Raw genomic sequence first — 26,666 nt, forward strand, 5'->3', positions numbered from 1 at the left:
GCAACGGCCCCGGGACGGCCCCGGGCCCGCGACGCGTGATGCGTCGCGGGCCCGGGGGTGTGTCCGGTGCTGCGGTCAGGCGGTGTTGGGGGCCAGGGTCCACACCTGGTTGGCGTTGCCGTAGCACTTCCAGATGCCCAGCGGCGTGCTGTTGGCGTCGTTCCAGGCCGGCAGCTCCAGGCAGGTGTCCGAGGCGGGGTTGTAGATCGAGCCGTCCTCGCGGTACTGCCAGATCTGGCCGCTGGCGCCCCGGCAGTCCGTGATGACGACCGGCGCGTCCCAGTCGGTCCGGTCGTCCTCGACGGCCACGCAACGGCCGCCGGTGCGCAGGGTGCCGTCGGAGGCGAAGGCGAACTTCTGGCTCGCGCCGTTCCAGCAGTCGTAGAGGCGCACCGGGCCGCCGTTCGGCGCACCGAAGTTGTCGAGGCAGCGGCCCTGGCTGTAGACGGAGACGACGCTGTAGGGGTCGAAGAGCCGCACTCCGAGCTCCAGCGGCCCGCCGAAGCGGGGCAGGTCCCCGTCCGGAGCGGCGCCCGGGTACTGGAACGCCCGGCCGTCGGCGGCGGTGACGACCAGGTCCGGGTGGCCGTCGCCGTTGATGTCGCCGGGAGAGTCCACGGCGGGGAAGGCACCCTGCGCGAGCCCGAACGGAAGCAGGGAGTGGGCGGCGGAGAGCGTCCAGCGACCGCTCGCTCCGTCGTGGCAGTCCTGGATCACCAGGCGGTCGCCCACGCCAGCACCGGCCCCGGCGTCGAGGCACTTGTCCGCGTTCGGGTTCTTCAGCGTGCCCGGGTAGGGGCCGGCCACCCAGATCTGGGCCGAGCTGCTGTTGCAGTCCCACACGTTGACGGGCGAGCCGTTCGCGGTGTTGCCGCCGGTGACGTCGAGGCACTTGCCGAGGACGTGCACGGAACCGTCGGTGCCGAAGGTGAACGCCTGGTTGGTGGCGGCGCCCTGGTCCGAGCAGGTCCCCAGCACGGTTGCGGTGCCGTTGCCCGTCCCCCCGTGGTCGACGTCGGCGCACAGGCCCGCACCACCGGCGCCCTGGAGCGCCGACGTCAGGGGCTTGTGGGCGGGCAGCGGCAGCGGCGCGGAGCCCTGCACGACCTTGCCCGTGGCGTCCAGCGGCAGCGGCAGGCCGGTGACGGCCCCGGTCACGGTGTCCCGCACCCACAGGGTCGGCACGCCGTTGACCTCACCCGGGTACATCAGGGTGAAGCCGCTCCAGTCCTCGCCCGGAGCCCCGAGCTCGACACCGGGGTTGAGGCAGTTGTTCTGGCCGCTACGGACACTGCTGTAGTACCGCAGGTGGCCCTGCTCGACGGTGACCAGACCGGTCCCACCGGTGCCACGCCGTACGGCGGTCATCCCGGTGATGTGGTTCCAGGTGCCGTCGACGCCCCCGCGGCAGACGGTGTTCCCGCCCAGCGGACCGACGGAGCGGGTGAAGCGGCCGAACAGGGGGTTCGGCGTCGCGTTCCCGTCGTTGGCGTAGACGAAGAGCTGCTTGGTGCCCTTGTGGTAGGCGAAGAGCGAGTCGCCGTCCCCGACGACGGCCCCGCGGTGGGCCAGCAGGTAGTTGTTCCAGTCGTCGTGCAGGGGGCTGCTCGCGGCCGGGGACGCCGTCTCCGGCCCGGACGTGCCACCGCTGCCACCCCGGAACAGTGCCAGCGAGCCGTCGGCGGCCGGAGCCAGGTAGTCGGGCACGCCGTCGGCGTCGACGTCGCCGGCCACGTCCGGGCGGTCCTTCTTCCACGGGGCGTAGAAGTTGTAGCCGGCGATCCGCGGGTCGGAGTTGCCCGCCCCGTCGACAGCGCTGACCGTCAACTGGTGCGAGCCCCAGTCGCCGGATCCGACGCTGATCGGGACATCGGCGTACGCGGTGCCGTCCGCGGCCAGGGAGGCGGGGACGGTCCCGGTGGCACCACCGGCCGAGGAGCGACCGTTGAGGGTGTAGCGGAACCCCCGGACGCCACTGGCGAGGCAGCCGTCGGCGCAGCCGGTCGGCACCGGGTCCTTGCTGGTGACCCGGACGGTGATGCCGGGGTCACCCGCATAGCCGGTGGGCGTGGCGCCGCTGCCCTGCGGCGGGAACACCGAGGAGGGCGCGATGGACGCCAGGGTGGGCGCGGAGAGGTCGACCTTGAAGGCGCAGTCCGCCGTCACGGGGCTGTTCACACCGCCACCGGTGGTCCAGGCGTTCCAGCCGTACTGGTGACCGTCCACGAGCGCGCGGCCGACGGTGGCCTGGCCCCAGCCTCCGTTGGCACCGACACTCTGGCTGGTCCGCGTGACGCCGCCGGAGTCACCGGACTCGCCGGCCGTGGCGTCCCAGACCCGGAAGCCGACGGTGACGGTACCGACGCCGGGCTGCGCGGCGCCGCTCCAGGCGAACAGGCTGACGTCGGACGTGCCGTCGGCCAGGGGAACGGTCTTGCCGATCCACCCGGGCGCGCCGGCTCCGCAGCCGTCGCCGCCCTGGTCCACGGGCTGCGGCTTGACGTACAGCTTGCTGGGGGTGGACGGCGCGGGGCCGTCCGCGGCCGGGGTCGGAGCCTGGGCCGGAGCCGGAGCCTGCTCGGCCGTCGGTGCGGCCTCCTGGGCCGTCGGGGCGCTGGTCGGGGCATCAGCCGGGGCGCTGGTCGGAGCGCCGGTCGGAGCATCAGCCGGGGCGCTGGTCGGAGCGCCCGCCGGGACGCTGGTCGGGACGCTGGTCGAGGCATCGGCCGGGGCGCCGGTCGGGGTCGCGCCGGGATCCGCGAACGCGGCTCCGGGGGCTGCCAGCACGAGGCCGATCGCGAGCAGCGGCGCCAGGTGCCTCGCCGACCGGCCGCGCGGCGGCGCGGATGAACGGGTTTCTCGCATGAGGTGTCAGTTCGCCTTCGCAGCAGGACCCCTCGGTCCGCGGCCGACCGCCGGCTGACTGCCGCTGTCGACGCGAACGAGGGGATTTGTCCGGGTGTGGTGCGCATTCTGATCACATGTCAGATGACGCTCGCGCACTTCGATGATCGGTGCGCGGTCGAACGTTAGTGCGTGGCGATCCGGACTGGCAATCCCGTTTCCGCGAGCGCCGGACGTGCCCCGATCTGTGCATCGGCGCAGGTCACGGAAGTCGGCCGGAGGCCGAAGCGCCCGCCCCCGGACGCCGGGGGCGGGCGGGGGCGGGCGCCGGGTCGAAGGGGGCGAGCGCTGGGTCGAAGGCGGCGGGCGCTGGGCCGAAGGCGGCGGCGGGGTGGTCAGCGCAGGTCGAAGACCAGGCGGGCGGGGGTGCGGCCGGAGAGGACCTCGTCGAAGCAGGTGTTGACGTCGGCGAGGCGGCGGGTCTCGCGGATGACGCGGGTGCGGCCGAGGGCGTGGAGGCGGAAGACCTCGGCGAGGTCCTGGCGGGTGCCGACGATTGAGCCGATCACCCTGGTGCCGTTCAGGACGGTGTCGAAGACCGGGAGTTCGAGCCTGCCCTCGGCGGGCAGGGCCACCAGGACGAGGGTGCCGCCGCGGCGCAGCGAGGCGTAGGCGGCCTGGAAGGAGGCGTTGCTGACGGCGAGGGCGATCGCGGCGTGGGCTCCGCCGAGCTTCTGGACCTCGGCGGCGACGTCCTGGACGCGGGCGTCGAGGACGTGGTCCGCGCCGAGTTCGCGGGCGAGGGCCAGCTTGTCGTCGGTGACGTCGACGGCGACGGTCTCGGCGCCGGCCAGGCGGGCGTACTGGAGGGCGAGGTGGCCGAGGCCGCCGATTCCGGATACCAGGACGCGGGTGCCGGGGCCCGCGCCGGAGACCTTGAGCGCCTTGTAGGTGGTGACACCGGCGCAGGAGAGCGGGGCGGCGTCCAGCGGGTCGAGGCCGTCGGGGACGGGGACGACGTAGTCGCCGTGGGCGAGGGCCTGCTCGGCGTAGGCGCCGTCGACGGAGTAGCCGCTGTTCTGCTGCCGGGTGCAGAGGGTCTCCCAGCCGGAGACGCAGTGGTCGCAGCGGCCGCAGGCCTCGGCGAGCCACGGGATCGCCACCCGCTCACCCACCCGGACGTGCCGGACCTCGGCGCCCGCCGCCTCGACGATGCCGACGCCCTCGTGTCCGGGCACGAACGGCGGGGTCGGCCGGACCGGCCAGTCGCCGTGCGCGGCGTGGATGTCGGTGTGGCAGAGGCCGGAGGCTTCGATCCGCACCCGCACCTGGTGCGGGCCGGGCTCGGGGACCGGGCGCTCCTCGATCACGAGCGGCTGGGTGAAGTCGTGGACGACGGCGGCCTTCATGTTCGTGCTCCTGCCCTTCGTGCCGCCGGAGCCGCTTCCCGACCCCCCGGGCCCCGGTCACCTCCATCCCACCCCCGGACCGGGCTCGCCGCCAGGGCCGGACGGGTGGAACCCGGTGGGCCGATGGTCCCGCGTGCGGCGGGCCGGTGGGGCCGGTGGAACCGGTGGGTCACGGTCGGCCGGCGGGCTAGGGCGCCGGTGGGGCCGGTGGGCTGCGGTCGGACGGTGGAATTCGGTCGAGCCGGGTCCGGCGGTCCGAGTAGCGTCGCCCCCATGGTGGATGAGGAGCGGTACGCCCTGTACCGGAAGGAATCGAAGGTGCTGGCCGCGATCGGGGAGCACGTCCACGCCCAAGTCGGCCGGGTGACGGTGCGGCTGCCGAGGGCCGTGGCGCAGGCCGCGGTGGACGCCTGGGAGCGCGACGACCCGGACGACGGGCTGCGCGGCGAGAGCATCGAGCAGTACGAACTGCGCGGCCGGGCGGGCGACGTGGCCCTGATCGGCCTCGTCGTCTCGGAGCACGGCCGCTGGGAGGACGAGGAGGTGGTCGTCGAGCTGGACGTCACGTCCGCCGGGTCGGCCCTGCTGACGTACATCGAAGAGGCGGGACCGAACTACCGCCCGAAGGAACGGCCGGAGCCGTCGGGAAGCTAGGAGGCCAGGAGGTCAGGAGGTCAGGAGGCTAGTGGGACCGGGCGACGCGGTCGGCCTCCCAGGAGATCAGCATCCGAAGGGCGTCCTCGGAGGGGCTGCCGGGGTCGGCGGTGTAGGTGACCAGGGCCTGGTCGGGGTCGTCGGCGGAGCGGAGGGTGTCGTAGACCAGCTCCATCCGGCCGACCAGCGGGTGGCGGAACACCTTGTGGCCGGAGGTCTTGTCGCGGACCGGGTGCTCCGCCCACCACTGGCGGAACTCCTGGCTGCGCACCGAGAGTTCGCCGATCAGTTCGGCGAGCCGGGGGTCGTCGGGGCGGCGGCCGGCCTCCAGGTGGAGGAAGGCGACGTTCTCGCGCGCGCAGCCCACCCAGTCGTCGAAGAGGGTGCGCGAGGCCGGGTCGAGGAAGGTGATCCGGGCGATGTTCCGCTCGGCGGGGGCGAGCGTCGCGTAGTCGCCGAGGAGGGCGGCGGCGGCGCTGTTCCAGGCCAGGATGTCCATCCGGCGGCCCATCACCACGGCCGGCACGTCGGGCATCGCGTCGAGCAGCCGGGCCATCGACGGCCGGACCTTCTGCGGGGCGGCGGAGCCCCGGGCCGGGCCTCGACCGGTGCCGCCGGAGCCACCGCCCCGGGTCGGGCGGGTGCGGGCGAGGCGGTGCAGGTGGCCGGCCTCCTCGGGGTCGAGGCGCAGCGCGCGGGCGACGGCGTCGAGCACGGCGTCCGACGGGTTGCCGACCCGGCCCTGTTCGAGCCGGGTGTAGTAGTCGACGCTGACGCCGGCGAGTTGGGCGAGCTCCTCGCGACGCAGGCCCGCCACCCGGCGGCGGCCGCCGAAGTCGGGGAGGTCGACGTCCTCGGGCCGGAGCCGGGAGCGGCGGGTGCGCAGGAACTCGGCGAGGCCGCCCGGGGTACCGGCGGTGGCGGCGCCGGTGGTCGTGCCGGGGACAGCACCGGGGACGGCACCGGGGACGGCGCCAGCAGCGGTGCCGGGGGTGGGGTCGGGGCGGCTCGTTCGGTTCACGCTCATACGGTCATTCTGTCCGGTCGGCGTTCTGGCTGCCTGGCCCTGGCAGGACCAGGCAGCCACGGCAGGACGGGACAGACCGGCGCAGACCGGCCGGACCGGGCGGCCTCGCGTCCCGTCAGGGGCCCGCGACCGCCACCACGCCGCCGTCCACCACGATGTCCTGGCCGGTGATGTAGGCGGCGCGGGGCGAGAGCAGGAAGGCGACGGTCTCGGCGACGTCCGCCGCCTCCCCCAGCCGGCCGAGCGGAATCCGCGCCCGCACGGCCTCCTGCTGGGCCGGTTCGGTGATCACCTCGTGGAACATCCCGGTGACGATGTAGCCCGGGCTCACCGAGTTGATCCGGACGCCCCGCCCGGCGAACGCGCTGCCGAGGGTGCGGGCGAGGTTGTGCACGGCGGCCTTGGTCGCCGCGTACACCGGGGCGTCGGGCAGGCCCCGGTGCAGGGTCCAGGAGGCGTTGAGGACGATCGCGGCACCGCCGCCCGGGGCCTGCTCCAGCAGCGGCAGGGCGTGCTGGACGGTGAAGAAGACGCCCTTGAAGTTGACGTCCACGGTGCGGTCGAAGCTCTCCTCGGTCACCTCCGCCGGGGCCTCGAAGACACCGACCCCGGCGTTGGCGAACACCCCGTGCAGGTGGCCGTACCGCTCGCCCACCAACTCGGCCAACCGGGCCAGGTCGGCCGGACGGGCGGAGTCGGCGCGCACCGCGAACACCCGCTCGGCGGCGGCGCGTCCGGCTTGGATGAGTCGGGCCCCGGCGAGTCCGGCCCCGGCGAGTCGGGCCTCGGTGAGTTCGGCCCCGGTGAGTTCGGCCCCGGTGAGTTCGGCCTCGGCGCGGGCGAGGCGGGCGTCGTCGCGGCCGGTGATCACCACGTTGGCACCCCGGTCCAGCAACACCCGCGCGGTGGCGAGGCCCATGCCGCTCGTGCCTCCGGTGACCAGCACGGTTCGGCCTTCGAAGTCCTGGTCCTGGATGGTGGGGGCGTGCGCGGTGGTGGGGACGGTAGGAGTGTTCCGGTGGGTGTTGGTCATGTGCCCAGCCTCACCGCCGGGCGGAGGGGCGGACCAGGCCCGTTCCGACCCCGGGTCCGGCAGGACCACCCTGACGGGGAGGCCGAGTTGCCCGGACGTGCGTCCGCCCCCGCCGGGAGTCGACGGGGGCGGACGCGGTCGCGGGGTCGACACGGTCGCGGTCGCGGGGTCGTGGCGGGGCGGCGGAGGCGGCGGGGCGGTCAGGACTCCCGGCGGGCGCCCGCGGAGGGCACGGCCCGGTAGACGTGCGGCGCGGCCCAGCCCTCCGCGAGGAAGGCCTCGGTGACCGCCTTGGCCACCGCGTCCGCGTCGGCCGTACGGGTCAGGGCGATCACCGAACCGCCGAAGCCGCCACCCGTCATCCGCGCGCCGAGCGCCCCGGCCGTGACGGCGACGGAGACGGCGAGGTCCGTCTCCGGGCAGGACGTCCGGTAGTCGTCGCGCAGCGAGGCGTGGCCGGCGGTGAGGATCGGCCCGAGGGAAGCCGGCCCGTGCTGCGCCAGCTCCCGCATGGTCTGCTCGACCCGGCCGTTCTCGGTCACCACGTGCCGGACCAGCGGGACCAGTTCGGCCGGCAGCCGGTCCAGGGCCGCGGGGAGGTCGTCGGCGGCGAGGTCACGCAGCGCCGGCAGCCCCAGGAGCGCGGCGGCGCGTTCGCAACCGGCCCGCAGAGCGGCGTAGGCGCCGTCGGCGAGGTCGTGCTGCACCCGGGTGTCAAGGACCAGGAGGGTGAGGCCCGCGCCCGCCAGGTCGAGCGGGACGTACCGGGCGGACAGGTCGCGCGTGTCCAGGTGGAGGGCCGTCCCGGCACCGCAGGCCATCGAGGCCATCTGGTCCATGATTCCGCAGGGGACGCCGACGAAGTCGTTCTCGGCGCGCTGCGCGACCTTGGCCAGCTCGGCGGCTTCCAGACCGAGTTCGTACAGGTCGTTGTAGGTGATCGCGACGGCGCACTCCAGCGCGGCGGAGGAGGAGAGGCCGGCACCGCCGGGCACGTCGCTGTCGAGCAGGACGTCGGCGCCGCCGATCCGGTGGCCCGCCTCGCGCAGCGTCCACACGACCGCGGCGGGGTACGCGGCCCAGCCGGACACGCCGCCCGGGGCCAGCCCGGCGACGTCCAGCTCGACGACCTCGCCGGGGACCCGGGTCGAGGCGAGGCGCAGCACGCCGTCGGCGCGGCGGCGGGCGTAGGCGCGGACGGCCTGCGGGAGAGCGATCGGGAGGACGAACCCGTCGTTGTAGTCGGTGTGTTCGCCGATCAGGTTGACCCGGCCGGGGGCCACCCAGACGCCCTCGGGGGCGTGGCCGTAGAGCTCCTCGAAGGCGGCGGACGGGGGCGTGGGGGACGTGGGGGTCATCGCTGCGCTTCCTGGGCGGTCGGGGCGGGGGCCGGGCCGGTTGCGGCTGTCGGACCGGCGGCGGGGGTGGGGCTGGTTGCGGGGGTCGGGTCGACGGCGGGGGTGGGGCCGGTCGGGTTCGCGGGTCCGGCCTGGCCGACCTCGCGCAGCCGCCGGGCGGCGAACTCCGGGGCGACGTCGTTCATGAACGCCTCCATGCCGGACTCGGTACCGGCCAGGTACTTGAGCTTGTCGGCCGTCCGCCGGACGGTGAACAGCTCCAGGTGGAGGGCGAGTTCGTCCTCGTGGCCGGCCGGGGCCTGGTGCCAGGCGGCGATGTAGGGCGCGCGGACCTGCCGGTCGCCGTCGCTGAAGAGCCGGTCGAAGCGGCGCAGCAGGTCGAGGTAGATCCGGGGGAACTCGGCGCGCTCGTCCTCGTTCAGTCCGGTGAAGTCGGGGACGCGGCGGTTGGGGAAGAGGTGGACCTCGTAGGGCCAGCGGGCGGCGAAGGGCACGAAGGCGGTCCAGTGCTCCCCGGCCAGGACGACCCGGCTGTCCTCCGGGTGGTCGCCCGGGGCACTGTCGGCGGAGGGGCCGCCGGCGGGGGTACCGGCGGGGGTACCGGCGGGGGTACCGGCGGACAGGCTGCCGGCGGAGGCGCGCTCGGCGGCCACGAGGTCGTCGAAGAGGTTGCGGCCGGTGGCGGCACGGTGCCGGGCGGCCTGGTCGATCATCTTGGCCGTGCGCGGGGGGACGAACGGCAGCGCGTAGACCTGGCCGTGCGGGTGGGCGAGGGTGACACCGATCTCGGTGCCGCGGTTCTCGAAGCAGTAGACCTGGCGGACGCCGGGCAGCGCGGAGAGTTCCGCGGTGCGGTCGGTCCAGGCATCCAGCACCAGGCGGGCGTGGTCCTCGTCGAGATCGGCGAAGGAGGCGTCGTGGTCGGCGGTGAAGCAGACCACCTCGCACCGGCCGACGCCCGGTCCGCGGCTGTGCAGCGGGTCGTCGAGGGCCGGCGGCACGGGGTGGGTGCCCGGCTCGCCCGCGAGGGAGGGGAAGCGGTTCTCGAAGACGGCCACCTGGTAGTCGCCGGCCGGGATCTCGCTCAACCGGCCCTCACGACTGGGGCAGAGCGGGCACTCGTCGGCCGGCGGGTGGTAGGTGCGCGCCTGGCGGTGGGCCGCGACGGTCACCCAGGCGCCGGTCATCGGATCCTGCCGGACCTCCGAGGAGGGCGCGACGGCGTCCAGCGGACGCAGGTCGGCGACGGCCCGGGCGGTGGGCGGCATGCCCCGGTCGTAGTAGATCAGCTCGCGGCCGTCGGCCAGTTCGGTGACCGTCCTGGTCGTCGCACCGGCCTGCCTGCTCGTACCGGCCTGAGCGTTCAGGCCGGAGGACGTGGCGGTACCGGTCGTTCCGCTCGCGTCTGCCGACCCACTCGCGCCGAACTGGCCGGTCGCGTCGGTCACCGTTGGGGCCATGACGTGCTCCCTCTCCTGGGGCTTCCCTTCAACCACATGAACAAACAATATCGAACATGAATCAACATGCGAGCCCTGGGTCCACCCCGATTCCGAAATCAGCCGCCGGCCGGGTGCCCGGACGCATCCTCCCTGGTCGGCACGGCGGGTCACACGGCCCGGTTCGGGCCGTCGAGTCCGCCCAGGCTTCCCCGGCTGTCGGCACTCGCGGACCAGCCTGACAGTCGACGCGAACCGCACCCACCCGCCGGGGCCTCCACCCGGAGCAACGACCGCGACGACCGGGCGTCACCCGGACCGTCGGAGCGCGGACGGCCCGGGCCAGGGCGCCGGCCGGGGCGCTGGGCCAGGGCGCTGGGCCGGGGCGCTGGACCTCGGTGGCACTGGCGCCCTCACACTTCCCTCGCAGCACTTTGCAAATAGGAGCTATTTGCAAAGTTCTGAGTACATAACACCAGTTCAGCGCCATCCAGGTAGCCGTTTCCCGTACTTTGCAAAGTCCGACTTTGCAAAGTACGGGACGCGAGAGACAGGGACACGAAAGAGCCGCTCCCCCGCCGGACCGGACATGGAGCGCCCCCGGGAGCGCAAGGCTCCCGGGGGCGCGATGAGCGGTCATTGTCAGGGGGCCGCAGGGTGGCGGTGGTGATGGTGCCGAACAAGGGCCCGACCGGACGGGGCGTGCAGCGGGCGTCGGTGGACGGGCCGTCGCGCATGGCGGCGGTGGGGGCGGACCGTCACGGCAGCCGGGGCCGGGGCCGGGGCGATGGCAGGCCGGGCGACTGTGGCCCCGGTGCGCCAGACCCGGGTCGCCAGGCCCGCCGAGGCCAGGGCGAGGACTGCGAGGGCCACCGTGGCCGCGGGGAGCCCGGCGGTGGCACCGAGCCAGCCGGCCAGCGGGTAGGCGAGCAGCCAGCAGACGTGGGTGAGCGAGAACTGCGCGGCGAAGGCGGCCGGGAGGTCGGCCGGCGGGACGGCGGACCGCAGCAGACGGCCGCCCGGCGTCAGGATCAGCGAACCCGCCGCGCCGAGCCCGGCCCACAAAATGAGCAGCGCGGGCCAGCGCCACGCCCCGCCGCCCGCCGTGGTGACGACCGCCAGGGCGGCGAGGAGGCCTGCGACGGCGAAGGCGGCCGGCAGCATCACCGTTCGGTCGGCGACCCGGTCCAGCACCCGGGGCAGCAGCAGCGCGACCAGCATCGAGCCTCCGCCGTAAGCGCCGAGGGCGAGCGGGACGTCGCCCGCCGGGCGGCCCAGCTCCTCGCGGACGTAGACGACCGTGTTGACGATCACCATCGCGCCGCCGGCCGCCACCGCGAGGTCCAGGGCGAGCAGCGCCCGCAGGCGCGGCACGGAGAGGAACAGCCGGATCCCGGCGAGGGAGCGCGCACCGGCCGAGCGCGCGCCGGCCGAGCGGCTTCCGGCGTCGGCCTTGCCCGGGTTGCCCCGTGCCGCCAGGACCGCGCCGGGCAGGACCACCGAGACGACGAGGACCGCCGAGGCGAGGAAGCCGATCACCGTCCCCCAGAACAGCCACCGGTAGCCGACCAGCGCGAGCAACGCGGCCGCCAGCACCGGGCTGACCAGGGTCTCCGTGTCGTAGGCGAGCCGGGAGAGCGACAGCGCCCGGGTGTAGTCGCGCTCCTCGGGCAGCACATCGGGGATCACCGACTGGAACGCCGGGGTGAAGGTGGCCGAGGCCGCCTGGAGGACGAAGATCAACAGGTAGACCTGCCACACCGAACCGACGAACGGCAGTGCGAGCGCCACGCCCGCACGGGCCAGGTCGGCGGCGACCAGCAGCCGACGGCGCGGGATCCGGTGCGCGAGCGCGGCCACGACCGGGGCGATACCGACGTAGGCGACCATCTTGATCGCCAACGCCGTGCCGAGCACCGACCCGGCGTCGGCCCCGGCGAGATCGTAGGCGAGCAGGCCCAGCGCCACGGTGGCCAGGCCGGTCCCGGCAAGGGCGACGACCTGGGCGACGAACAGGTGTCGGTAGGTGCGGTTGCGGAGGACGGAGAGCATCGGGGACTCCGTTCGTGCGGAGCGCGCCGAGGTGGCGCGGGCCGGTGGGGTCCCTTCCAGGATAAGACAACATGTGCGTACGTGTGCACCTATTGGGAGTCAAAGACTCCCCGAAGGGCATCGAGGGGCGACGCGGAGCAGCTCAGTCGTGCGGCGGCAGTCCGCTGATCTGGTGATCGGCCACGCTCAGTGCCTCCTGGACCAGCCGCCGCAGATGCCCGTGCCGCAGCGCGTACACGACCCGGCGCCCGTCCTTGCGGGTGGACACCAGCCCGGCCAGCCGCAGCTTGCCCAGGTGCTGGCTGACCGACGGCCGCGCCGCACCGGCCGCCTCGGTCAGGGTCGTCACATCCGCCTCCCCCTCACTCAGCCGCTGCAGCAGCGCAAGCCGGGTCCGGTCGGCCAGCAGCGCAAGGATCCCGGCAGCGACATCCAGCCGTTCGTCCGCCTCGGCCACCTGCGAGATATGTGCACCTGATACCTGGAGGCTCCCGCTCATGACCTCATCGTAGACATCGCACGAGGCCGGCGCGTCAAGCCGACGAAGCCAGTCCACTGTTGACGAGGCGACCCCGGAGCCGGTGCTGCCACTCCCCGGCATCCGGGGCAGGTTCAGCGGGGGGTGCGGCGGAGGCGGGTGCGCAGGGCGTCCTGGGATTCGACGTACTTCACCATCAGGCGGGCGAACTCCAGTCGCTCGCTGTCGGGCCACTCGGCGGTGATCTGCTCGAAGGCCGAGCGCTGGTACTGACGGAAGCGCTCCATCACCTCCTCGCCCTCCGGGCTGAGGAGCAGGACCGTCCGGCGGCCGTCCTGCTGGGAGGCAGCGCGGACGAGATATCCGGCCGAGATGCAGTCCGACACCATGCGGCTGCCCACCGAGGGGTCGACACCCAGGTGCTCGGCGACGGCGCCGACGGTGACCTCGCGACCGTCCTGACCGGTGACGTCCTGGACGATCCGCAGGACCAGCGTCCGACTGAGGTCCTTCTGGGAGATCGGGTCCTCGACGTCGAGCAGTGAGGAGCGCCGCAGCCGCCCGAAGGCCGGCCCCACGGCGTTCAGGAGGTCCTCGCCCTCGCCCGGCCCGGGCTTTGTCGTCATGCGGGCAGCCTATCCGTGTGCGTGAGCCGATGAAGACATGTGTTGACGTGAAAACGTGTGCAGGACATCATGCATATGTAGATCAGCATTGATATTGGCAGGATGCGCACAGCCGGGTCCCAGTCGGCCCGCGACCCGACCCGCTCACCACCTGACGCAAACGAACGGACTCCTCCTCATGACCACCACCCTCGTCACCGGCTCCCGTGGCAAGGTCGGCCAGGGCGTCATCGCCCGCCTGCACGCCGCCGGGCACTCCGTCCGCGCCGCCAGCGCCCGGCCTGCCGACCTGACCGTTCCCGACGGCGTCGAGCGCACCGAGCTCGCCCTCGACCGCCCCGAGGCCTTCGCCGCCGCACTGCGCGGCGTCCAGCAGGTTTTCCTCTATCCCCAGCCCGCCGGCATCAACGCGTTCGTCGAGGCCGCCGAAGCGGCCGGTGTCGAACACGTCGTCCTGCTCTCCTCGTCCTCCGTCCTCGGCCCCGATGCCGAGAACGACCCGCTCGCGGGTCACAGCCTCCTGGTCGAGCGTGCGCTCGCCGACTCCGGCCTTGACTGCACCTTTCTGCGCCCGGATGCCTTCGCCAGCAACTCCCTGGGCTGGGCGTACTCCATCGGCCGGGGCCTGCCGATCCGACTCGCCCACCCGGACGCGCACATCGCGCCCATCCACCCCGAGGATCTCTCCGACATCGCCGCCGAGGCCCTGACCGGCCCCCTCACCGGCTCCGCGCCCACCCCGACCGGCCCCGAGTCGCTCACCTTCCGTGACCAACTCGCCGTCCTCGCCGAGGTCCTCGGCCGCGAGATCCCGGTCGAGCGGATCAGCCGTGCCGAGGCCGAGGAGCAGATGGGGCGTCACATGCCCGCTCCTGTCGTCACCTCCCTGCTCGACCTCTGGGAGGCCGCGACCCATGGGCCCGCCCCCGTTCACGACACCACCCTGACCCTCCTCGGCCGCCCCGCGCGAAGCTTCCACCAGTGGGCCCGCGAGAACACCGCCGCGTTCACCCGGCCCTGAGCCGCCACAGCCCTCGATGTCGCGACCGGCGCAGGAGAACGACGTGAAACCCATCGGCTACTGGCTCAACCGCACCGACCTCGCCCTCACCACCACCATGAACGCCATGCTGGCCGAGTACGGCCTCACCCGGCTGACCTGGCAAGTGCTCAACGTCGTCGCGGCCGACCCCCGCACCACCGACACGACCGTCCTCACCTCTCTGACCGCCAACGCCTCACCCGCCGAACTGACCGACGCCATCACCGCCGTCCTCGCCGACGGCTGGGTCCTCCGACCGGCGGCGGAGCAGCTCGCCCCGACGGAGGACGGCCGCGCCCGCCTCGCCCGGGTCGGCGAGCGCGTCGCCGCCTTCCGCGAGGCCTCCGTCGCCGGCATCTCGCCCGAGGAGTACCGGACCGCGGTCGGCGTCCTGGAGCGGATGGCCCTCAATCTGGACTCCGACCAGGGGCACTGAACCACGGCCCGGACGGGCCCGTTGCCGGCCGCGGAACCCCGCCCCGCGGCCCTCCCTCAACCCACTCCCGACCCCTCCCCTCCGCGCTCCCGAAGGTCCTCGATCCGACGGATCTTGCCGACCGAACGCTCCAGCGTGTACGGGTCCACCACCTCGACGTCCACACTCACGCCGACGCCGTCCTTCACCGCCCGCGCGATCACCGCGACGGCCTCCTCGCGCTGCCCGGGCCCGACCTCCGGCCGCGCCTCGACCCGCACCGTCATCCGGTCCAGCCGGCCCCGGCGGGTAAGCCGCAACTGGAAGTGCGGTGCGACGGCGGGCACCCGCAGCAGGACCTCCTCGATCTGGGTCGGGAAGACGTTGACCCCGCGCAGGATGATCATGTCGTCGCTGCGACCCGTCACCTTGGCCATCCGGCGGAACGCGGGGCGCGCGGTGCCGGGCAGCAGCCGGGTGAGGTCGCGGGTGCGGTAGCGGATCACCGGCAGCGCCTCCTTGGTGAGCGAGGTGAAAACGAGTTCACCGCCCTCGCCCTCCGGCAGCACCTCGTCGGTCAGCGGGTCGACGACCTCCGGGTAGAAGTGGTCCTCCCAGATGTGCAGGCCGTCCTTGGTCTCCACGCACTCCTGGGCGACGCCCGGCCCCATCACCTCGGAGAGTCCGTATATGTCCACGGCGTGGAGGCCCGTCCGCCTCTCGATCTCGGCGCGCATCTCCTCCGTCCACGGTTCGGCGCCGAAGATTCCGATCCGCAGCGAGGTGCCGCGCGGGTCCACGCCCTGCCGCTCGAACTCGTCCAGCAGGGTGAGCAGGTAGGACGGGGTGACCATGATGACCTCGGGCCTGAGGTCCTGGATGAGCCGGACCTGGCGGGCCGTCATGCCGCCGGAGGCCGGGACGACGGTGCACCCGGCGCGTTCGGCACCCGCGTGCGCACCCAGTCCGCCGGTGAACAGGCCGTAGCCGTAGGCGATGTGCACCGTATGCCCGGGCCGCCCGCCGGCCGCCCGGATCGAGCGGGCCACCACGTCCGCCCAGACGTCCAGGTCGTGCTCGGTGTAGCCGACCACGGTCGGCAGGCCGGTGGTCCCACTGGAGGCGTGGATCCGGCGGACCTTCTCCTTCGGGACGGCGAACATGCCGAACGGGTACGTGTCGCGCAGGTCGGCCTTGGTGGTGAGGGGGAACCGGGCGAGGTCGGCGAGGGCACGACAGTCCTCGGGCGTGACGCCGGCCGCGTCGAACTTCCGCCGGTACAGCTCGACGTTGTCGTAGGCGTGGCGCAGCGTGGCCCGCAGGTGCTTGAGCTGGTGCGCCCGCAACTCCTCGACGGTCATCCGCTCACCGGCGTCAAGGAGTTCCACCGGCGGCGCCTCACCGAGACGCGTCGGCGCCCGCCCCTCTCCTCCCGGGCCCACGGGCGTACCCGGATCCTTCGCTCCGCCGCTCATCGTGCCTCCTTCAGAATGCACTACCGACCATTCGGTCGGCCCTGGCCGGAGCCAAGTAATCCAGTGCCCGAACCACCTGTCAAGGCTCGGCACGCCGGTGACCTCGCAGGTCGGCGCCCGTCGCCCTCGCTCAGAACTTTGCCCCCGCCCCCGGGCGTCAACCTGTGCCGATCGGCAGGTTCTCGCTCCGGAAAAAGGCGCCGGATCTATGCCGATCGGCAGATGGCAGGGCGAGGCCGACCGGGGAGGCTGGTCGCAGTCAGTCACCATCCCACCCACGACCGGGAGAGCGGAGCACAGGCGCATGAGCCGATCCGATGTCACACCCCACCTCGAACTGACCGACGTCAGCAAGGTCTACCGGAGCGGCAAGCACGCGGTCGACGGCCTCTCGCTGCGACTCGGCCCCGGGCTGCTCGGCCTGCTCGGACCGAACGGCGCGGGCAAGTCCTCGCTGATGCGGATCGTCGCCACCGTGACCCGGCCCACCTCCGGACGGCTCACCTACCGGGGGGCCGACGTGCTCGCCCACCCTGATCTGCTCCGGCGGGAACTCGGCTTCCTCCCGCAGGACTTCGGCGTCCACCCGCACCTCACCTCGCGCGAGTTCCTGTCCTACCTCGCGGCCGCCAAGGGGCTTCCCGCCCGGGCCGCCCGGGCCCGGATCGACGAACTGCTCGCGCTGGTCAACCTGACCGAGGCGGTGCGGAGGCCGCTCGGCGCGTACTCGGGCGGCATGCTGCGCCGGGTCGGTATCGCCCAGGCGCTGCTCGGGGACCCGGGCGTCATCGTCGTCGACGAACCCACCGCCGGCCTCGATCCGGAGGAACGGGTGCGCTTCCGCAATCTGCTGAGCACCCTCGCCGAGGACCGGGTGGTGCTGCTGTCCACCCATATCGTCTCCGACATCGAGTCGGTCGCCGGGGACATCGCGGTCCTCGCCGGCGGGCGGCTGCTGCGCCGGGGCAGTCCGGAGGAGCTGCTGCACGGCCAGGCCGGCCGGGTGTGGGAGGTCCTGGTGGACGCGGGCTCGGTGGCGGCCGTGCAGCAGCACTTCGTGGTGAGCCGGATGGTGCGCGCGGGGGACGGGCGGGTGCGGCTGCGGCTCCTCGCGGACGGCCAGCCGACCGCCGGGGCGGTGCCGGTCGCGCCGGACCTGGAGGATGCCTACCTGGGGCTGGTCCGGTCGGCACACGACGGGCCCGCCTTCGCCCCCTCGGCCGCCGCGGCCCGTCCGGGGGTGCGGCGATGACCCGGAGCGTTCTCCGCCCGTCCCACCCCGACGGGTCCCGGGCACAGACCGGACGTGCCCCCGGCGCCGCTGCCGGTGGGTCCGGGCGGACCGGCCCGGTGAGCCGGATCGGCCGGCTGGCGCTCGGCGACTTCCGGGACCGGATCCGCCGCCCCGCCTACGCGGTGACGCTCCTCGCCGCAGTGGGCCTGGGCCTGCTCGCCGTCCCGCCCGCCGACGGGCACTGGGCGATCCTCGCGCTCGGCTCCTACCGGGGGGAGTACAACAGCGCGTACGTCGGCACGGCGACCGCTCTGGCGGGCACGCTGTGGCTCAGCCTCGGCGGGTTCTACGTGGTGCGCAAGGGCCTGGGCCGGGACGAGGAGACCGGGGTCGGTCAGCTCCTGGCCGCGGCTCCGCTGCGCAACGTCGAACTGATGCTGGCGAAGTTCCTCGGCAATCTGCTGGTGCTCGGTTCGATGCTCGGCGTGCTCGCGCTCACCGCACCCGCCCTGCAACTGGTCCGGGGCGAGGACCGGGCGCTCGACCCGGTCGCGCTGCTGACGCCGTTCCTGGTGCTGACCCTGCCGATGCTCGCGGCGACCGCGGCACTGGCCGTCCTGTTCGAAACGGTGCCGCTGCTGCGCGGGGGGCTGGGCAATGTCACCTGGTTCACGTTCGCACCGGCCCTCCTGATCGCCGGGGAGGCGCCCGGCGCACCGTTCGGCGGGCTCGGCCTCGGCCCGGTGGCCGCCTCGCTGCGCGACACGCTGGCCGCGCGAGGCGTCGACCTGGGCGGCGACGACTTCAGCCTCGGCCTCACCAAGGTGGACTCCCCACTGGAAGCGTTCCGCTGGGACGGCGTGGACTTCGGGACCGGGTTCCTCGCCCAGCGGCTGCTGCTCGTCCTGCTCGCGGTGGTGCTCGCCGCGCTGTCGGCCCTGTGGTTCACCCGCTTCGACCCCGCTCGCGCCAGGACGGCCGAGCGGCACTCCGACGGTACGGCGTCCGCCCCCCTCGCCGCCCCCGTCCCTGGTCCCGTCCGCGCTGCGGCCGCGCCCGTCGCGCCGCCCGCCGGGCCCGCCTCCGCGCCCCAGGCCCACCACCGGTCCCGATCCCGCTTCGGCTCCCACTTCGGCCGGCTGCTGCTCGGTGAGGCGCGGATCCTGTTCGCCGACGCCTCGCGCTGGTGGTGGCTCGTGGCAGCCGGCCTGGTGCTGGCCGGGCTCTCCGTTCCATCGGACACCGGCGTCGGCGCGGTACTGCCCGCCGCCTGGGTCTGGCCGGTACTGCTCTGGTCCCGCCTCGGGAGCCGCTCGGCCGAGAACGACCTTGAGGTCCTGCTCGGCGCCTACCCGGCCGCCCGCGCCCGACTGCTCGCCGAATGGGCCGCCGGGGTGCTGCTCACCGCCCTGATCGGTGCGGGTGTCCTGGTCCGGCTCGTCGCGGCCGGCGACCTCGCCGGGGTGGCGGCCTGGTCGGCGGGCGCCCTGTTCATCCCCTCACTCGCCCTCGCCCTCGGCATCCTCTCCCGCACCCACCGCCTCTTCCAGGCCCTCTACCTGCCGCTCTGGTACCTGGCGGTGAACCAGATCGCCGCCCTCGACTTCATGGGCACCGTCCGCCGCGCCGGCCACCCCGCCGGCCCTTCCCCCCTCCTGGTCACCGCCATCACCCTGGCCCTCCTCGCCACCGCCCTGCTCACCACGACAACCCGCCGCACGCTCCGCGACTGACCCCCGAGTGAACCCCGAGCAGGCGGTTGCCGTTCGGCGGGCGCAGGGGACCCGCTGAACGGCAACCGCCCGGGACCGGCCGAGCCCGAGCCACAGCCACAGCCCGTGCTGGTCTGCGGGTCCCGGTCCGAGCACAAGCCCTTCCGGCTCAAGTCGGGACCGATCCAAAACCCTTGGACGGCAAGGAGACCGCTTGCTGAAATGGGAGACGGCCACTGCCGGAGGACGGGGAGGCGGCGATGACCGAGATCAGGCTGCACCTGTCGGTGCGCGACCTCACCGACGCGGACCTGCCGTCCTGCGGCTGGGCCGGCTACCCCAAGCACGTGCGCGAGCTGGTCCACCAGATCCGCCGCGCCGAAGCGGGCGAGGTCGACTACCTGGCGGTCTGCACCCCGGCGGGCCTCCCGGTGGCGGTCGGCGGCATCGACTACACGGTCAGGCCAGGCGCCGGCACCCTCTGGCAACTCGGCGTCCACCCGGCCCTCCAGTCCTGCGGGATCGGCACGCTGCTGGTCCGCTCCGCCGAGCAGCGGATCAGCGCCAAGGGCCTGGCCCTCGCCGAACTCGGCGTCGAGGAGAGCAACCCGCGCGCCCGCGCCCTCTACGAACGCCTGGGATACCGGGCCTTCGGAAGTGAACTCGAATCCTGGGACGTAGAGGCCGAGGACGGCTCACTCCGGCGGTACGAAACGCTGTGCACCCTGATGCGAAAGGACCTTGCGTAGCACTGGATTTCGCCGCGTTCTTCGCAGAGCGACGGCCGTCCTCCGCCCAGCTCGACCTGGTCGTCACCGCTCTCGGTCGGTTCCGTCGGCCCGCCGACCGGAAGCAGGACCCCATCGCCCGCTCCCGGGTGCGGCTCGACCGCAGCGGCGGTGAGTCACCAGGGCTGCGGCCGCCCGGGGCGGCTCGGCTCCGAGGGCCTTCGGGTCAGCCGCCGCGCTGCTCCCCCCAGCCCACCGGCCGACCCGAGCGGGGCCGCCGGTCGAAGCCGGAGACGCCGCTCCGAACCTCGTCGGTCGCGCGAACGGCCGCCAGTGGATGCCTTGCCGTCCGAACCCGGCGGGCGCTGCCGGGCCACTGGTGCCATTCGGCGATGGTGCTACTATCACTAGCATCATGTTGCTGAAGCTGGAGGCCGGGGACTCCCGGCCGTTGCACGAGCAGGTTGCGGGAGCGATCCGGCGGGCCGTCGGTGAGGGCGAGTGCGTACCCGGGGAGCGGTTGCCGCCGGCGCGGGATCTGGCGCGGGCGCTCGGGGTGAACGCGAACACGGTGCTGCGGGCACTGCGGGCACTGCGGGACGAAGAGGTACTGGAGTTCCGCCGGGGGCGCGGCATCACCGTCGCCCGCGGCGCCGACCGCCGCGCCGAACTGCTGGACGCGGCGCGTCGGCTGGTCGCGGACGCGGCACACGCAGGCTTCAGCCGGGAGGAGCTCGTCGAGATGATCAGGGGGCTGGAGTGAAGAAGGATTCGCAGGAGGACGGGCGCGGCGGCGGGCAGAGCGACGCCCACAACGGCGTGGCGGCCCGGGCAATCGGGGTGATCGCGTCGGGGGCGCTCGCCCTCGGGGTGCTGGCATTGCTGGTCGGGCTGCCGTGGGTGGCACGCAATCGGTTGCCGGAGCCCGTGGCCACGCACTGGAACGGGAGCCGAGCGGACGGGTCGATGTCGTTCGCGGCCGCGGTGGGCTTCCCCGCCGCGCTGTGGACGGCGTCGGTCGCGGCGGCGGCCGTCGCCCGGTGGCGCGGCGGGGAGCAGGCGAAGGCCTGGTCGGCGGTCGGGCTCGGCTTCGGAGGCGCGCTGCTGACAGGCGCGCAGGCCGCGATCGTCTCGGCCAACCTGGACCGCCCGACCTGGCAGGAGGCCCGGCCCCTGGGCGCCGAGGTACTGCTGGTCCTGGTGGCGGCGGTCGCGGCCGGCGCGCTGGCCTGGTGGCTCGCCCGGCCGCAGGGTCCGGGGCCGCTCTCCGCGACCGCCGCCGACGGCCCCCGCCTGGACCTGCCGGACGGGCAGCGCGCCGTCTGGCTCTCCCGGGCGGTCAACCCCTGGCTGGGAGTGCTGGCCGCGGTGGCCGGGCTGGGCGCGGCGGGGGCGGCCCTGGCCGGGTTCGCCGGGCTGGGCGGGGCGGCCTGGGCGACGGCCGCGCCGCTGGCGGTCGTCGCGCTGGCGGGGCTCGGCTGTTCGTCGGTGCAGGCACGGGTGACCGAGCGCGGCCTGGATGTGGCGTTCGGCCCGCTCGGGCGGCCGTCCCGGCACTGGGATCCGGAGGAGATCGTCTCGGCCCGGGCCGAGAGCCGCACCCCGGCCCAGGTCGGTGGCTGGGGCTACCGGCTGAGCGGTCTGGGCACCACGGTCATGCTGCGCAGCGGCGAGTGCCTGGTGATCCGGCCACGGCAGGGCGCGGAGTTCGCGGTGAGCGTGGACGATGCCGAGCGCGGCGCCGCCCTGCTGAACACGCTGACCGCACCCCGGAACGCGTGACCGGCCGAGTGGGCGCACGGCCAACGGGCCGGCATCCACTCGGCGCGGCCGACGGGGAGACGCTCAGCCGCGACGCTTCGGGCGGCCTCGTCGGGCGGCCGCCGCGCCACCGGACGACGATCCGGAGCCGCCCCGGGCACGGCCGGCGGCGGTGGCGCGGCCTCCGGCGGCCGGCTTGCCCGAGCCCTTGGGGGCACCGCCCTTAGAGGCACCGCCCTTCCCGCCGCCGCCACCCTTGGCGCCGCCGGTGCCACCCTTAGCGCCGCCGGCGCGGCCCGGGGCGGACTTCGCCGCCGGGGCCTCGGCCGGGGTCGCGGCCGTCTGGCCACGGCCGCGCGAGCTGTTGACCGTGCGGCCCCGGACGATGCCGATGAACTCCTCCACCAGGTCGGTGGTCCCCTCCTCCGGCCAGGCCAGCGCGATCCGGGACTGCGGGGCGTCCGCCATCGTCCGGAAGGTGAGGTCGCGCCGGTGGTGCAGGCGTGCCAGCGACTGCGGGACGAGCAGCACCCCGACACCGGCCGCGACCAGTTCGATCGCGTCGGCCGTGGTGGCCGGCCGCTCGATGGCGGGCCGCCCGGGCAGCTGCTCCCATTCGAGGGTGTCGTCGAGCGGGTGGAAGACCACGTCGTCGGCGAGGTCCGCGACGGTGACCTCCTCGGCCGCCGCCAGCCAGTGGTCCTTCGGGAACACCACGACCGTCGTCTCGGTGTACAGCGGGATCGCGCTCAGACCGGTCCGGTCGACCGGCAGCCGCAGCAGCCCCGCGTCGGCGTCGCCCGCGCGCAGCGTCGGCTCCCCGTCGGCGGCTTCGACCGCGACCAGGGCGAGCGGAACGTCCGGGAGCCGCTCCGACCAGACGCGCGCCCACTTGCCGGGGGTCACGCCCGGGACGTAGGCCAGCCGGAACGAGGGTGTCACCTGCATCTCTGTCACCCGACCAAGGCTACCGACCGTGACAGCGGGCGTCGGCCGCTCGCTTACCCTGGTGACCATGACATCGCTCAAGCAGAAGACCACGCAGACCATGAAGCCGGCGACAGCGGCGAAGAAGCTCGGGGTCTACCTCGGCGCCACCCCTGCCGACTTCCAGTCGGGCGTGATCTCCCGCGAGGAGCTCACCGCCCTGCAGACCGAGCCGCCGCAGTGGCTCCAGGACCTGCGCCGCAACGGCCCGCACCCGCGTTCCGCGGTGGCCACCCGGCTCGGCGTCTCCGCGTCCGGCCTGGCGCGCGGCGGCATCACCGAGGCGCTCACCACCGAGCAGATCGAGGCGCTCCGCGAGGAGAACCCGGAGTGGCTGCGGCGCGAGCGGACGATCCAGGAGGAGGTCCGCCGGGAGTCCGTGCGCGTCAAGGAGAAGCACGAGAAGGAGGAGAAGCAGCGCCAGCAGGCCGCCGCAGCGCCCGAGCACGAGAAGCGCCGCTGACCTGCGGAGTTCCACCTGCTCCACCCTGCTCCTCCCCGGCCCCCGGCGCTCGCGCCGGGGGCCGTCGTTCGTCCGGGGACAGGCGCACGGGAACGGTCCGGCAAGGCGCCCGGAAAGGCGTCCGGCAAGGTGTCCGACGCGGCCACCGGCCCGGCAGAACGGCCGCCGACGACTCGCACAGGCGCACGAGCAAGGAGGCCCGGGGCCGGTCGAACCTGCACCCGAATGCCGCACGCTCATCCGAAGGTGTTCGCGCACGTTCGACCCTGTGAGTACCGTCACCGGACCGGTCCGGCCGGCCGGACGTCCCGGCGGACCGGCCCGACGGGCGGGACGGGAGCCGGCCGGGTGGCGACGCGGAGCCGGGCGGGTGACCCGCTCGACGTGTCGGCGGGGATCCGGCATGCCCGGCGTGCGTCGGTGGGAACGCGCCGCTCACGAGCGGCACGCGCCCCTGCCCCCGGACCTGAGAGCCGCCGATGCCCCCCATCGCGCACCTGCGCCGCCTGCTCCCCACCGCCGTGTGCACCCTGGCCGCCGTCCTCGCCGCCCCCGCCGCGGCGCACGCCGCGCCACCGGGCCGGGGAGGCGGAGCGGGCATCGATCGGGGGACCGTGATCGACTGGGAGCGGGTCGCCGCCTGCGAGAGCAGCGGGGACTGGCACATCAACACCGGCAACGGCTACTTCGGCGGCCTCCAGTTCGACAAGTCGACCTGGGAGGAGACCGGCGGCCTCCGCTACGCCCCGCGCGCCGACCTGGCCAGCCGGGACGAGCAGATCGCCGTCGCCAACACCCTCGCCGAACAGCGCGGGCTCACCCCGTGGCCGGTCTGCGGCGCCCGCGCCGACCGGGACCGCGAACGCCCCGCGGTCGAGCCGGTCGCCGAACCGGCGGAGGCACTCGCCTCCGGCACCCCCAGCACCCCCGCCGCCCCTCCCCCGGCCGGTGGCCCCACCACCTGGACGGTGCGCGACGACGACACCCTCGACAGCATCGCCGAGCAGCTCGGGGTCCCCGGCGGCTGGCAGGCGCTGTACGAACGGAACCGCGCGACCCTCGGCGAGGACCCCGACCTCATCCAGCCCGGCCAGGACCTGATCCTCCCCCTCTGACCCCACCCCGAGGCCCAGCGCGAACCAGCGCACACCGCACACCGCACACCGCACACCGCACACCGCGAAGCCTCCAACCGGCCGGTGCCCCCGCTCCCACGGGGGCGCCGGCCGAAGCCGTCCGCGCCAGCCGACGGTGGGAGGCCAGGGGCCGTCCTCGGAGCGGGCTTCCGTAGTGAAGCCGTCCGGCCAGGGAGGCACGGTGATCGCGACGATGCGCAGCGGGCCGGGGCTGTCGGGGTCGGCCCGGAACTGGAAGGCCGTTCCCAGTGGCACCGAGACCGATGTCACCACCCGCAGGACGTCCACGGACTCCCGACCGGACTGCCGCCGCCAGATCCTGCCCCGGCCGGCCGTGACGTACCAGAGCTCCTGCACGGTGGCATGCGAGACGCCACGGGTGACGGAACCGGGAGAAAGCTCGAAGAGGGCCTGACTGCTGCGGCCGTCCAGGCTCCACGACCACGACCACAGGTGCCCCGCCGCCCCGCCAGGAAACGGACCGCGCCTCGTCCGACCGCGGCCCGCGGAACGTCGAACCGCAGCCGTCCGCCAACTGCCCGGTGCAGCACAGTGTCTCGGGGCGGGATCCGGCGGGGAGGCCGCCCGACGGGGGCGGGCGACGTGACGACGACGATCCGCAGCGGGCCGCGGCTCACCTTCAACGTCATCTCGCCCCAGGGCCGTTGACGCTACTCTGTCGGCACCGACAACGAGCCGCACCCATGGGAAGGCGAGCGATGGAATGGTTGGGAGTGATTGGAGCATTGGTGCCGGTCGCGCTTAGCGCAACAGCGGTCGTCTTCAAGGGGCTCAGGGTCAGCTCGGTGATAAGGGTCCTGCGAGAGATCTTCGCCCACCCGCGTGAGGACTCCCGCATCACCATCGACGCTCTCGGCGAGTCGAAGGTGTCCAGGGTTCCGTCCCGGAAGGGTTGGCTCCGTTGACCGACATCTCCTCCGACGGTGCCGCAGCAGCAGCCGGCGGGAGCCAGACGGCAGCCGTGCCGGCACAGGCAGCACCGCCGTCCGTCGACACACCCATCGGCCAACCGCCGCTGATCTCCGAAGTCACCGTCGGCGCCCACTTCAAGATGATCTTTATCACCGTCGTGGGCTTTACGGCGGCCTTCTGGGTCGCCTACTTCTCGCTGGTGGCGTTCGGCGGAGACAGCGAGCAGGTCAAGGGCGCCATCGATACGGCCAAGATCGCCGGCTTCTCGGGGATCGGTACGATCTTCGGACTCTTCGGTGGAGTGATGGGCGCCAAGACCTGAGTCTCGTCGGAGCCGGGATCAGTCGTCCTCGGGCAGGTGGAAGTCGACGGTCCCCGACCGCCAGGGTCCGTGCTCGGTCATCTCGGACTCGATGACGAGGTTCTGAACCTCGACGGGGCCCAGCGCTTCGATCGAACCGGCCGGCCTCCGCAGCAGCGCAGGCACACTGTCACAGCCCGGACCTGCGGGACTGGCCTGGGAGAAGTGGCGATTGGCCCGGGAGTCCGGAGTGCCCGTCATGGGTCCGACCGTAGGACCCGCCCCTGCCCGGACGGCGCGCCGGGCGGGGACCGGCGGGAGTATTCAGTGCGGGGGTGTGTGCCCGGCCGGTGTCCACGGTCGGACGAAGGGGCGGTTGAGGTGGGCGGTGCCGAGGACCGCGCCGGTGCGGCGGGCTTCGGCGAGGAGTTGCTCGCGGCTGTCGCGGGCTGTCTCCGGGTCGGCCTCGAAGAGGTAGCGCACACCGGGGGTGGCGAGTTGGACGGCATGGACCAGCACGTCCCCGGTGAGCACCAGGCGGTCCCCGCCGCCGTCGACCAGGACGGACTGGTGGCCGGGTGTGTGGCCGGGGGTCGGGAGCAGGGTGATCGCGGCGCCGCCGGGGCGGGCCCGGCCGCCGAGCACGGTGTGGCCGTCGACCTCGCGCAACTGGCCTGCCCGCAGCAGCGGTTCGACGACGTAGGTGCGCGCCGTCCTGGTCGGTCCGAGGGCCGCGACCTCGGCGTGCTGCACCACGTAGCGGGCGTTCGGGAACACCGGTACGCCCTCGGGGGTGACCGACCAGCCGCAGTGGTCCTCGTGGAGGTGGGTCAGGACCACCGTCTCGACGTCCGCCGGGGTGATCCCGACCCGGGCCAGGACGGCGGGCAGTCGGCCGGGGACGGGCGCCCAGCCGGAGGCGGGGCTGCCGACCGGGCCGATACCGGTGTCCACCAGGGTGACCCGGCCGCCGGGGCGGCGGACGGCGTAGCAGCGGAAGTCCAGCTCCCAGGTGTCGCCCGGGCCGAAGGCGGCCGGGTCGAGGCGGCGGGCGCGCTCCCAGTCGGTGGCCGTCGCGTCGGGGAAGGCGGCCTGCGCGGTGCCGGGGAACGGGCCGTGCGCGTCGAGCAGCGCCAGCACCTCGTACCGGCCGAAGCGCCGCACGACGGCAGCGGCGGCCGACGCGGCGGAACCGGCGCGCTCGGCGGGCTCGGCGGCGGCGGGCGTCGCGGCCGCGAGCGGGCGCAGCGCTGCCGCGCCCGCGACGGCGAGCGCGCCGCGCAGCAGGCGGCGCCGCCCGGGCCGGTCGGTTCCGGTCTCCGGGCCGGATTCGGCTCCGGCTTCAGCTCCGGCTCCGGCTCCGGCTCCGGGGTCTTCGGCGAAGGGGACGGCGGGAACGGTCGGATCGTTCAACGGGACTCCTCGGGCAGAACACGAAACGGAACGCGGACCGGGCGGGGGCCGAAGAACGACGCGGGGTCGGCGCCCCGACCCCCGTACGGGGCGCCGACCGGTTCCACTGTCCCGCCGCGCCCGCCCCGGCGGCTTGTCGTTTCTTG

The 26,666-nt window shown here is 74.1% G+C and carries 24 protein-coding genes; 11 read left to right on the plus strand and 13 right to left on the minus strand.

The genetic code is table 11. The features are described 5' to 3' along the window. Window positions 1–75 precede the first annotated feature (75 nt). On the minus strand, window positions 76–2,865 hold the full coding sequence (locus OG715_RS08790; RefSeq protein ID WP_266275795.1) for a ricin-type beta-trefoil lectin domain protein: 2,790 nt from the start codon (window positions 2,863–2,865) through the stop codon (window positions 76–78). Window positions 2,866–3,239: 374 nt separating this feature from the next. After that, a complete protein-coding gene (adhP, locus tag OG715_RS08795; RefSeq protein ID WP_266275793.1) occupies window positions 3,240–4,253 on the minus strand; it encodes an alcohol dehydrogenase AdhP in 1,014 nt (337 codons plus the stop codon). Between the two features lie 273 nt (window positions 4,254–4,526). Here adhP and OG715_RS08800 point away from each other — a divergent pair, with 273 nt between their 5' ends. After that, window positions 4,527–4,907, plus strand: a complete 381-nt coding sequence (locus OG715_RS08800; RefSeq protein WP_266275791.1) for a hypothetical protein — start codon at window positions 4,527–4,529, stop codon at window positions 4,905–4,907. Window positions 4,908–4,935: 28 nt separating this feature from the next. Here OG715_RS08800 and OG715_RS08805 read toward each other — a convergent pair whose 3' ends face one another. From OG715_RS08805 to OG715_RS08835, 7 genes are all read right to left on the minus strand, one after another. Further along, the gene (locus tag OG715_RS08805) at window positions 4,936–5,934 is read right to left on the minus strand and encodes a helix-turn-helix domain-containing protein (protein WP_266275789.1); all 999 of its coding nucleotides are present in this window, start codon (window positions 5,932–5,934) and stop codon (window positions 4,936–4,938) included. Window positions 5,935–6,049: 115 nt separating this feature from the next. Further along, window positions 6,050–6,967, minus strand: coding sequence for an SDR family NAD(P)-dependent oxidoreductase (locus tag OG715_RS08810; RefSeq protein ID WP_266275787.1), 918 nt, complete (start codon window positions 6,965–6,967; stop codon window positions 6,050–6,052). A gap of 200 nt (window positions 6,968–7,167) precedes the next feature. After that, window positions 7,168–8,325 (minus strand): galactokinase, encoded by a 1,158-nt coding sequence (gene galK, locus OG715_RS08815; protein ID WP_266275785.1) that lies wholly within the window; start codon window positions 8,323–8,325, stop codon window positions 7,168–7,170. After that, window positions 8,322–9,593: a galactose-1-phosphate uridylyltransferase gene (locus OG715_RS08820; protein ID WP_266277380.1), complete on the minus strand. Its 1,272-nt coding sequence runs from the start codon at window positions 9,591–9,593 to the stop codon at window positions 8,322–8,324. The genes galK and OG715_RS08820 overlap by 4 nt, the downstream gene beginning before the upstream one ends. Before the next feature lie 813 nt (window positions 9,594–10,406). After that, on the minus strand, window positions 10,407–11,816 hold the full coding sequence (locus tag OG715_RS08825) for an MFS transporter (RefSeq protein WP_266275783.1): 1,410 nt from the start codon (window positions 11,814–11,816) through the stop codon (window positions 10,407–10,409). A gap of 142 nt (window positions 11,817–11,958) precedes the next feature. Continuing rightward, window positions 11,959–12,315, minus strand: a complete 357-nt coding sequence (locus OG715_RS08830) for an ArsR/SmtB family transcription factor (protein WP_266275781.1) — start codon at window positions 12,313–12,315, stop codon at window positions 11,959–11,961. 113 nt (window positions 12,316–12,428) lie between these two features. Then, window positions 12,429–12,920, minus strand: a complete 492-nt coding sequence (locus OG715_RS08835) for a MarR family winged helix-turn-helix transcriptional regulator (protein WP_266275779.1) — start codon at window positions 12,918–12,920, stop codon at window positions 12,429–12,431. A gap of 178 nt (window positions 12,921–13,098) precedes the next feature. On the opposite strand from OG715_RS08835, the gene OG715_RS08840 reads away from it, so the two are divergent. Beyond that, on the plus strand, window positions 13,099–13,941 hold the full coding sequence (locus OG715_RS08840) for an NAD(P)H-binding protein (protein WP_266275777.1): 843 nt from the start codon (window positions 13,099–13,101) through the stop codon (window positions 13,939–13,941). 43 nt (window positions 13,942–13,984) lie between these two features. After that, entirely contained in the window at window positions 13,985–14,398 is a 414-nt protein-coding gene (locus OG715_RS08845; RefSeq protein WP_266275775.1) for a MarR family winged helix-turn-helix transcriptional regulator, read from the plus strand. Window positions 14,399–14,454: 56 nt separating this feature from the next. Here OG715_RS08845 and paaK read toward each other — a convergent pair whose 3' ends face one another. Beyond that, window positions 14,455–15,852: a phenylacetate--CoA ligase PaaK gene (gene paaK / locus OG715_RS08850; protein ID WP_407660957.1), complete on the minus strand. Its 1,398-nt coding sequence runs from the start codon at window positions 15,850–15,852 to the stop codon at window positions 14,455–14,457. Between the two features lie 304 nt (window positions 15,853–16,156). Between paaK and OG715_RS08855 the strand changes: the two genes are divergently transcribed. The 5 genes from OG715_RS08855 to OG715_RS08875 all read left to right on the plus strand — a co-directional run bounded on the left by OG715_RS08855 (window position 16,157) and on the right by OG715_RS08875 (window position 21,308). Next, complete coding sequence (locus OG715_RS08855; RefSeq protein WP_266275773.1) at window positions 16,157–17,104, plus strand: ATP-binding cassette domain-containing protein; 948 nt, start codon at window positions 16,157–16,159, stop codon at window positions 17,102–17,104. A 107-nt stretch (window positions 17,105–17,211) separates the two neighbouring features. Next, window positions 17,212–18,819 (plus strand): hypothetical protein, encoded by a 1,608-nt coding sequence (locus tag OG715_RS08860; RefSeq protein ID WP_407661099.1) that lies wholly within the window; start codon window positions 17,212–17,214, stop codon window positions 18,817–18,819. 239 nt (window positions 18,820–19,058) lie between these two features. Next, complete coding sequence (locus OG715_RS08865) at window positions 19,059–19,547, plus strand: GNAT family N-acetyltransferase (protein WP_266275769.1); 489 nt, start codon at window positions 19,059–19,061, stop codon at window positions 19,545–19,547. Between the two features lie 394 nt (window positions 19,548–19,941). Further along, window positions 19,942–20,289: a GntR family transcriptional regulator gene (locus OG715_RS08870; RefSeq protein ID WP_266275766.1), complete on the plus strand. Its 348-nt coding sequence runs from the start codon at window positions 19,942–19,944 to the stop codon at window positions 20,287–20,289. After that, complete coding sequence (locus tag OG715_RS08875; protein ID WP_266275764.1) at window positions 20,286–21,308, plus strand: DUF1648 domain-containing protein; 1,023 nt, start codon at window positions 20,286–20,288, stop codon at window positions 21,306–21,308. Before OG715_RS08870 ends, OG715_RS08875 begins: the two co-directional genes overlap by 4 nt. 63 nt (window positions 21,309–21,371) lie before the next feature. Here the strand turns inward: OG715_RS08875 and OG715_RS08880 are convergent, their stop codons facing one another. Then, window positions 21,372–22,244 carry a LysR family substrate-binding domain-containing protein gene (locus tag OG715_RS08880; protein ID WP_407660958.1) on the minus strand — a complete coding sequence of 291 codons (873 nt, stop codon included), beginning with the start codon at window positions 22,242–22,244 and terminating at the stop codon, window positions 21,372–21,374. 58 nt (window positions 22,245–22,302) lie between these two features. On the opposite strand from OG715_RS08880, the gene OG715_RS08885 reads away from it, so the two are divergent. From OG715_RS08885 to OG715_RS08895, 3 genes are all read left to right on the plus strand, one after another. Then, window positions 22,303–22,737 (plus strand): DUF5997 family protein, encoded by a 435-nt coding sequence (locus OG715_RS08885; protein WP_266275762.1) that lies wholly within the window; start codon window positions 22,303–22,305, stop codon window positions 22,735–22,737. A 479-nt stretch (window positions 22,738–23,216) separates the two neighbouring features. After that, complete coding sequence (locus OG715_RS08890) at window positions 23,217–23,852, plus strand: transglycosylase family protein (RefSeq protein WP_323182272.1); 636 nt, start codon at window positions 23,217–23,219, stop codon at window positions 23,850–23,852. 943 nt (window positions 23,853–24,795) lie between these two features. After that, complete coding sequence (locus OG715_RS08895; protein ID WP_266275760.1) at window positions 24,796–25,128, plus strand: hypothetical protein; 333 nt, start codon at window positions 24,796–24,798, stop codon at window positions 25,126–25,128. A gap of 18 nt (window positions 25,129–25,146) precedes the next feature. Here OG715_RS08895 and OG715_RS08900 read toward each other — a convergent pair whose 3' ends face one another. Beyond that, window positions 25,147–25,368: a hypothetical protein gene (locus tag OG715_RS08900; protein ID WP_266275758.1), complete on the minus strand. Its 222-nt coding sequence runs from the start codon at window positions 25,366–25,368 to the stop codon at window positions 25,147–25,149. A 63-nt stretch (window positions 25,369–25,431) separates the two neighbouring features. Then, entirely contained in the window at window positions 25,432–26,520 is a 1,089-nt protein-coding gene (locus OG715_RS08905; RefSeq protein WP_266275756.1) for an MBL fold metallo-hydrolase, read from the minus strand. Between the last annotated feature and the right edge of the window lie 146 nt (window positions 26,521–26,666).

The sequence above is a fragment of the Kitasatospora purpeofusca genome (assembly GCF_036010405.1).
In the GTDB taxonomy this organism is placed as follows: domain Bacteria; phylum Actinomycetota; class Actinomycetes; order Streptomycetales; family Streptomycetaceae; genus Kitasatospora; species Kitasatospora purpeofusca.

What these genes read in the sequence shown, in the direction of transcription:
- OG715_RS08865 (WP_266275769.1), top strand. Translation starts at nt 19,059, where the DNA reads ATGACCGAGATCAGGCTGCACCTGTCGGTGCGCGACCTCACCGACGCG.
- OG715_RS08890 (WP_323182272.1), top strand. Translation starts at nt 23,217, where the DNA reads ATGCCCCCCATCGCGCACCTGCGCCGCCTGCTCCCCACCGCCGTGTGC.
- OG715_RS08805 (WP_266275789.1), bottom strand. Translation starts at nt 5,934, where the DNA reads ATGAGCGTGAACCGAACGAGCCGCCCCGACCCCACCCCCGGCACCGCT.
- OG715_RS08870 (WP_266275766.1), top strand. Translation starts at nt 19,942, where the DNA reads ATGTTGCTGAAGCTGGAGGCCGGGGACTCCCGGCCGTTGCACGAGCAG.
- OG715_RS08810 (WP_266275787.1), bottom strand. Translation starts at nt 6,967, where the DNA reads ATGACCAACACCCACCGGAACACTCCTACCGTCCCCACCACCGCGCAC.
- OG715_RS08900 (WP_266275758.1), bottom strand. Translation starts at nt 25,368, where the DNA reads ATGACGGGCACTCCGGACTCCCGGGCCAATCGCCACTTCTCCCAGGCC.
- OG715_RS08885 (WP_266275762.1), top strand. Translation starts at nt 22,303, where the DNA reads ATGACATCGCTCAAGCAGAAGACCACGCAGACCATGAAGCCGGCGACA.
- OG715_RS08830 (WP_266275781.1), bottom strand. Translation starts at nt 12,315, where the DNA reads ATGAGCGGGAGCCTCCAGGTATCAGGTGCACATATCTCGCAGGTGGCC.
- OG715_RS08820 (WP_266277380.1), bottom strand. Translation starts at nt 9,593, where the DNA reads ATGCCGCCCACCGCCCGGGCCGTCGCCGACCTGCGTCCGCTGGACGCC.
- paaK (WP_407660957.1), bottom strand. Translation starts at nt 15,852, where the DNA reads ATGAGCGGCGGAGCGAAGGATCCGGGTACGCCCGTGGGCCCGGGAGGA.
- galK (WP_266275785.1), bottom strand. Translation starts at nt 8,325, where the DNA reads ATGACCCCCACGTCCCCCACGCCCCCGTCCGCCGCCTTCGAGGAGCTC.
- OG715_RS08855 (WP_266275773.1), top strand. Translation starts at nt 16,157, where the DNA reads ATGAGCCGATCCGATGTCACACCCCACCTCGAACTGACCGACGTCAGC.
- OG715_RS08790 (WP_266275795.1), bottom strand. Translation starts at nt 2,865, where the DNA reads ATGCGAGAAACCCGTTCATCCGCGCCGCCGCGCGGCCGGTCGGCGAGG.
- OG715_RS08825 (WP_266275783.1), bottom strand. Translation starts at nt 11,816, where the DNA reads ATGCTCTCCGTCCTCCGCAACCGCACCTACCGACACCTGTTCGTCGCC.
- OG715_RS08835 (WP_266275779.1), bottom strand. Translation starts at nt 12,920, where the DNA reads ATGACGACAAAGCCCGGGCCGGGCGAGGGCGAGGACCTCCTGAACGCC.
- OG715_RS08800 (WP_266275791.1), top strand. Translation starts at nt 4,527, where the DNA reads ATGGTGGATGAGGAGCGGTACGCCCTGTACCGGAAGGAATCGAAGGTG.
- OG715_RS08840 (WP_266275777.1), top strand. Translation starts at nt 13,099, where the DNA reads ATGACCACCACCCTCGTCACCGGCTCCCGTGGCAAGGTCGGCCAGGGC.
- adhP (WP_266275793.1), bottom strand. Translation starts at nt 4,253, where the DNA reads ATGAAGGCCGCCGTCGTCCACGACTTCACCCAGCCGCTCGTGATCGAG.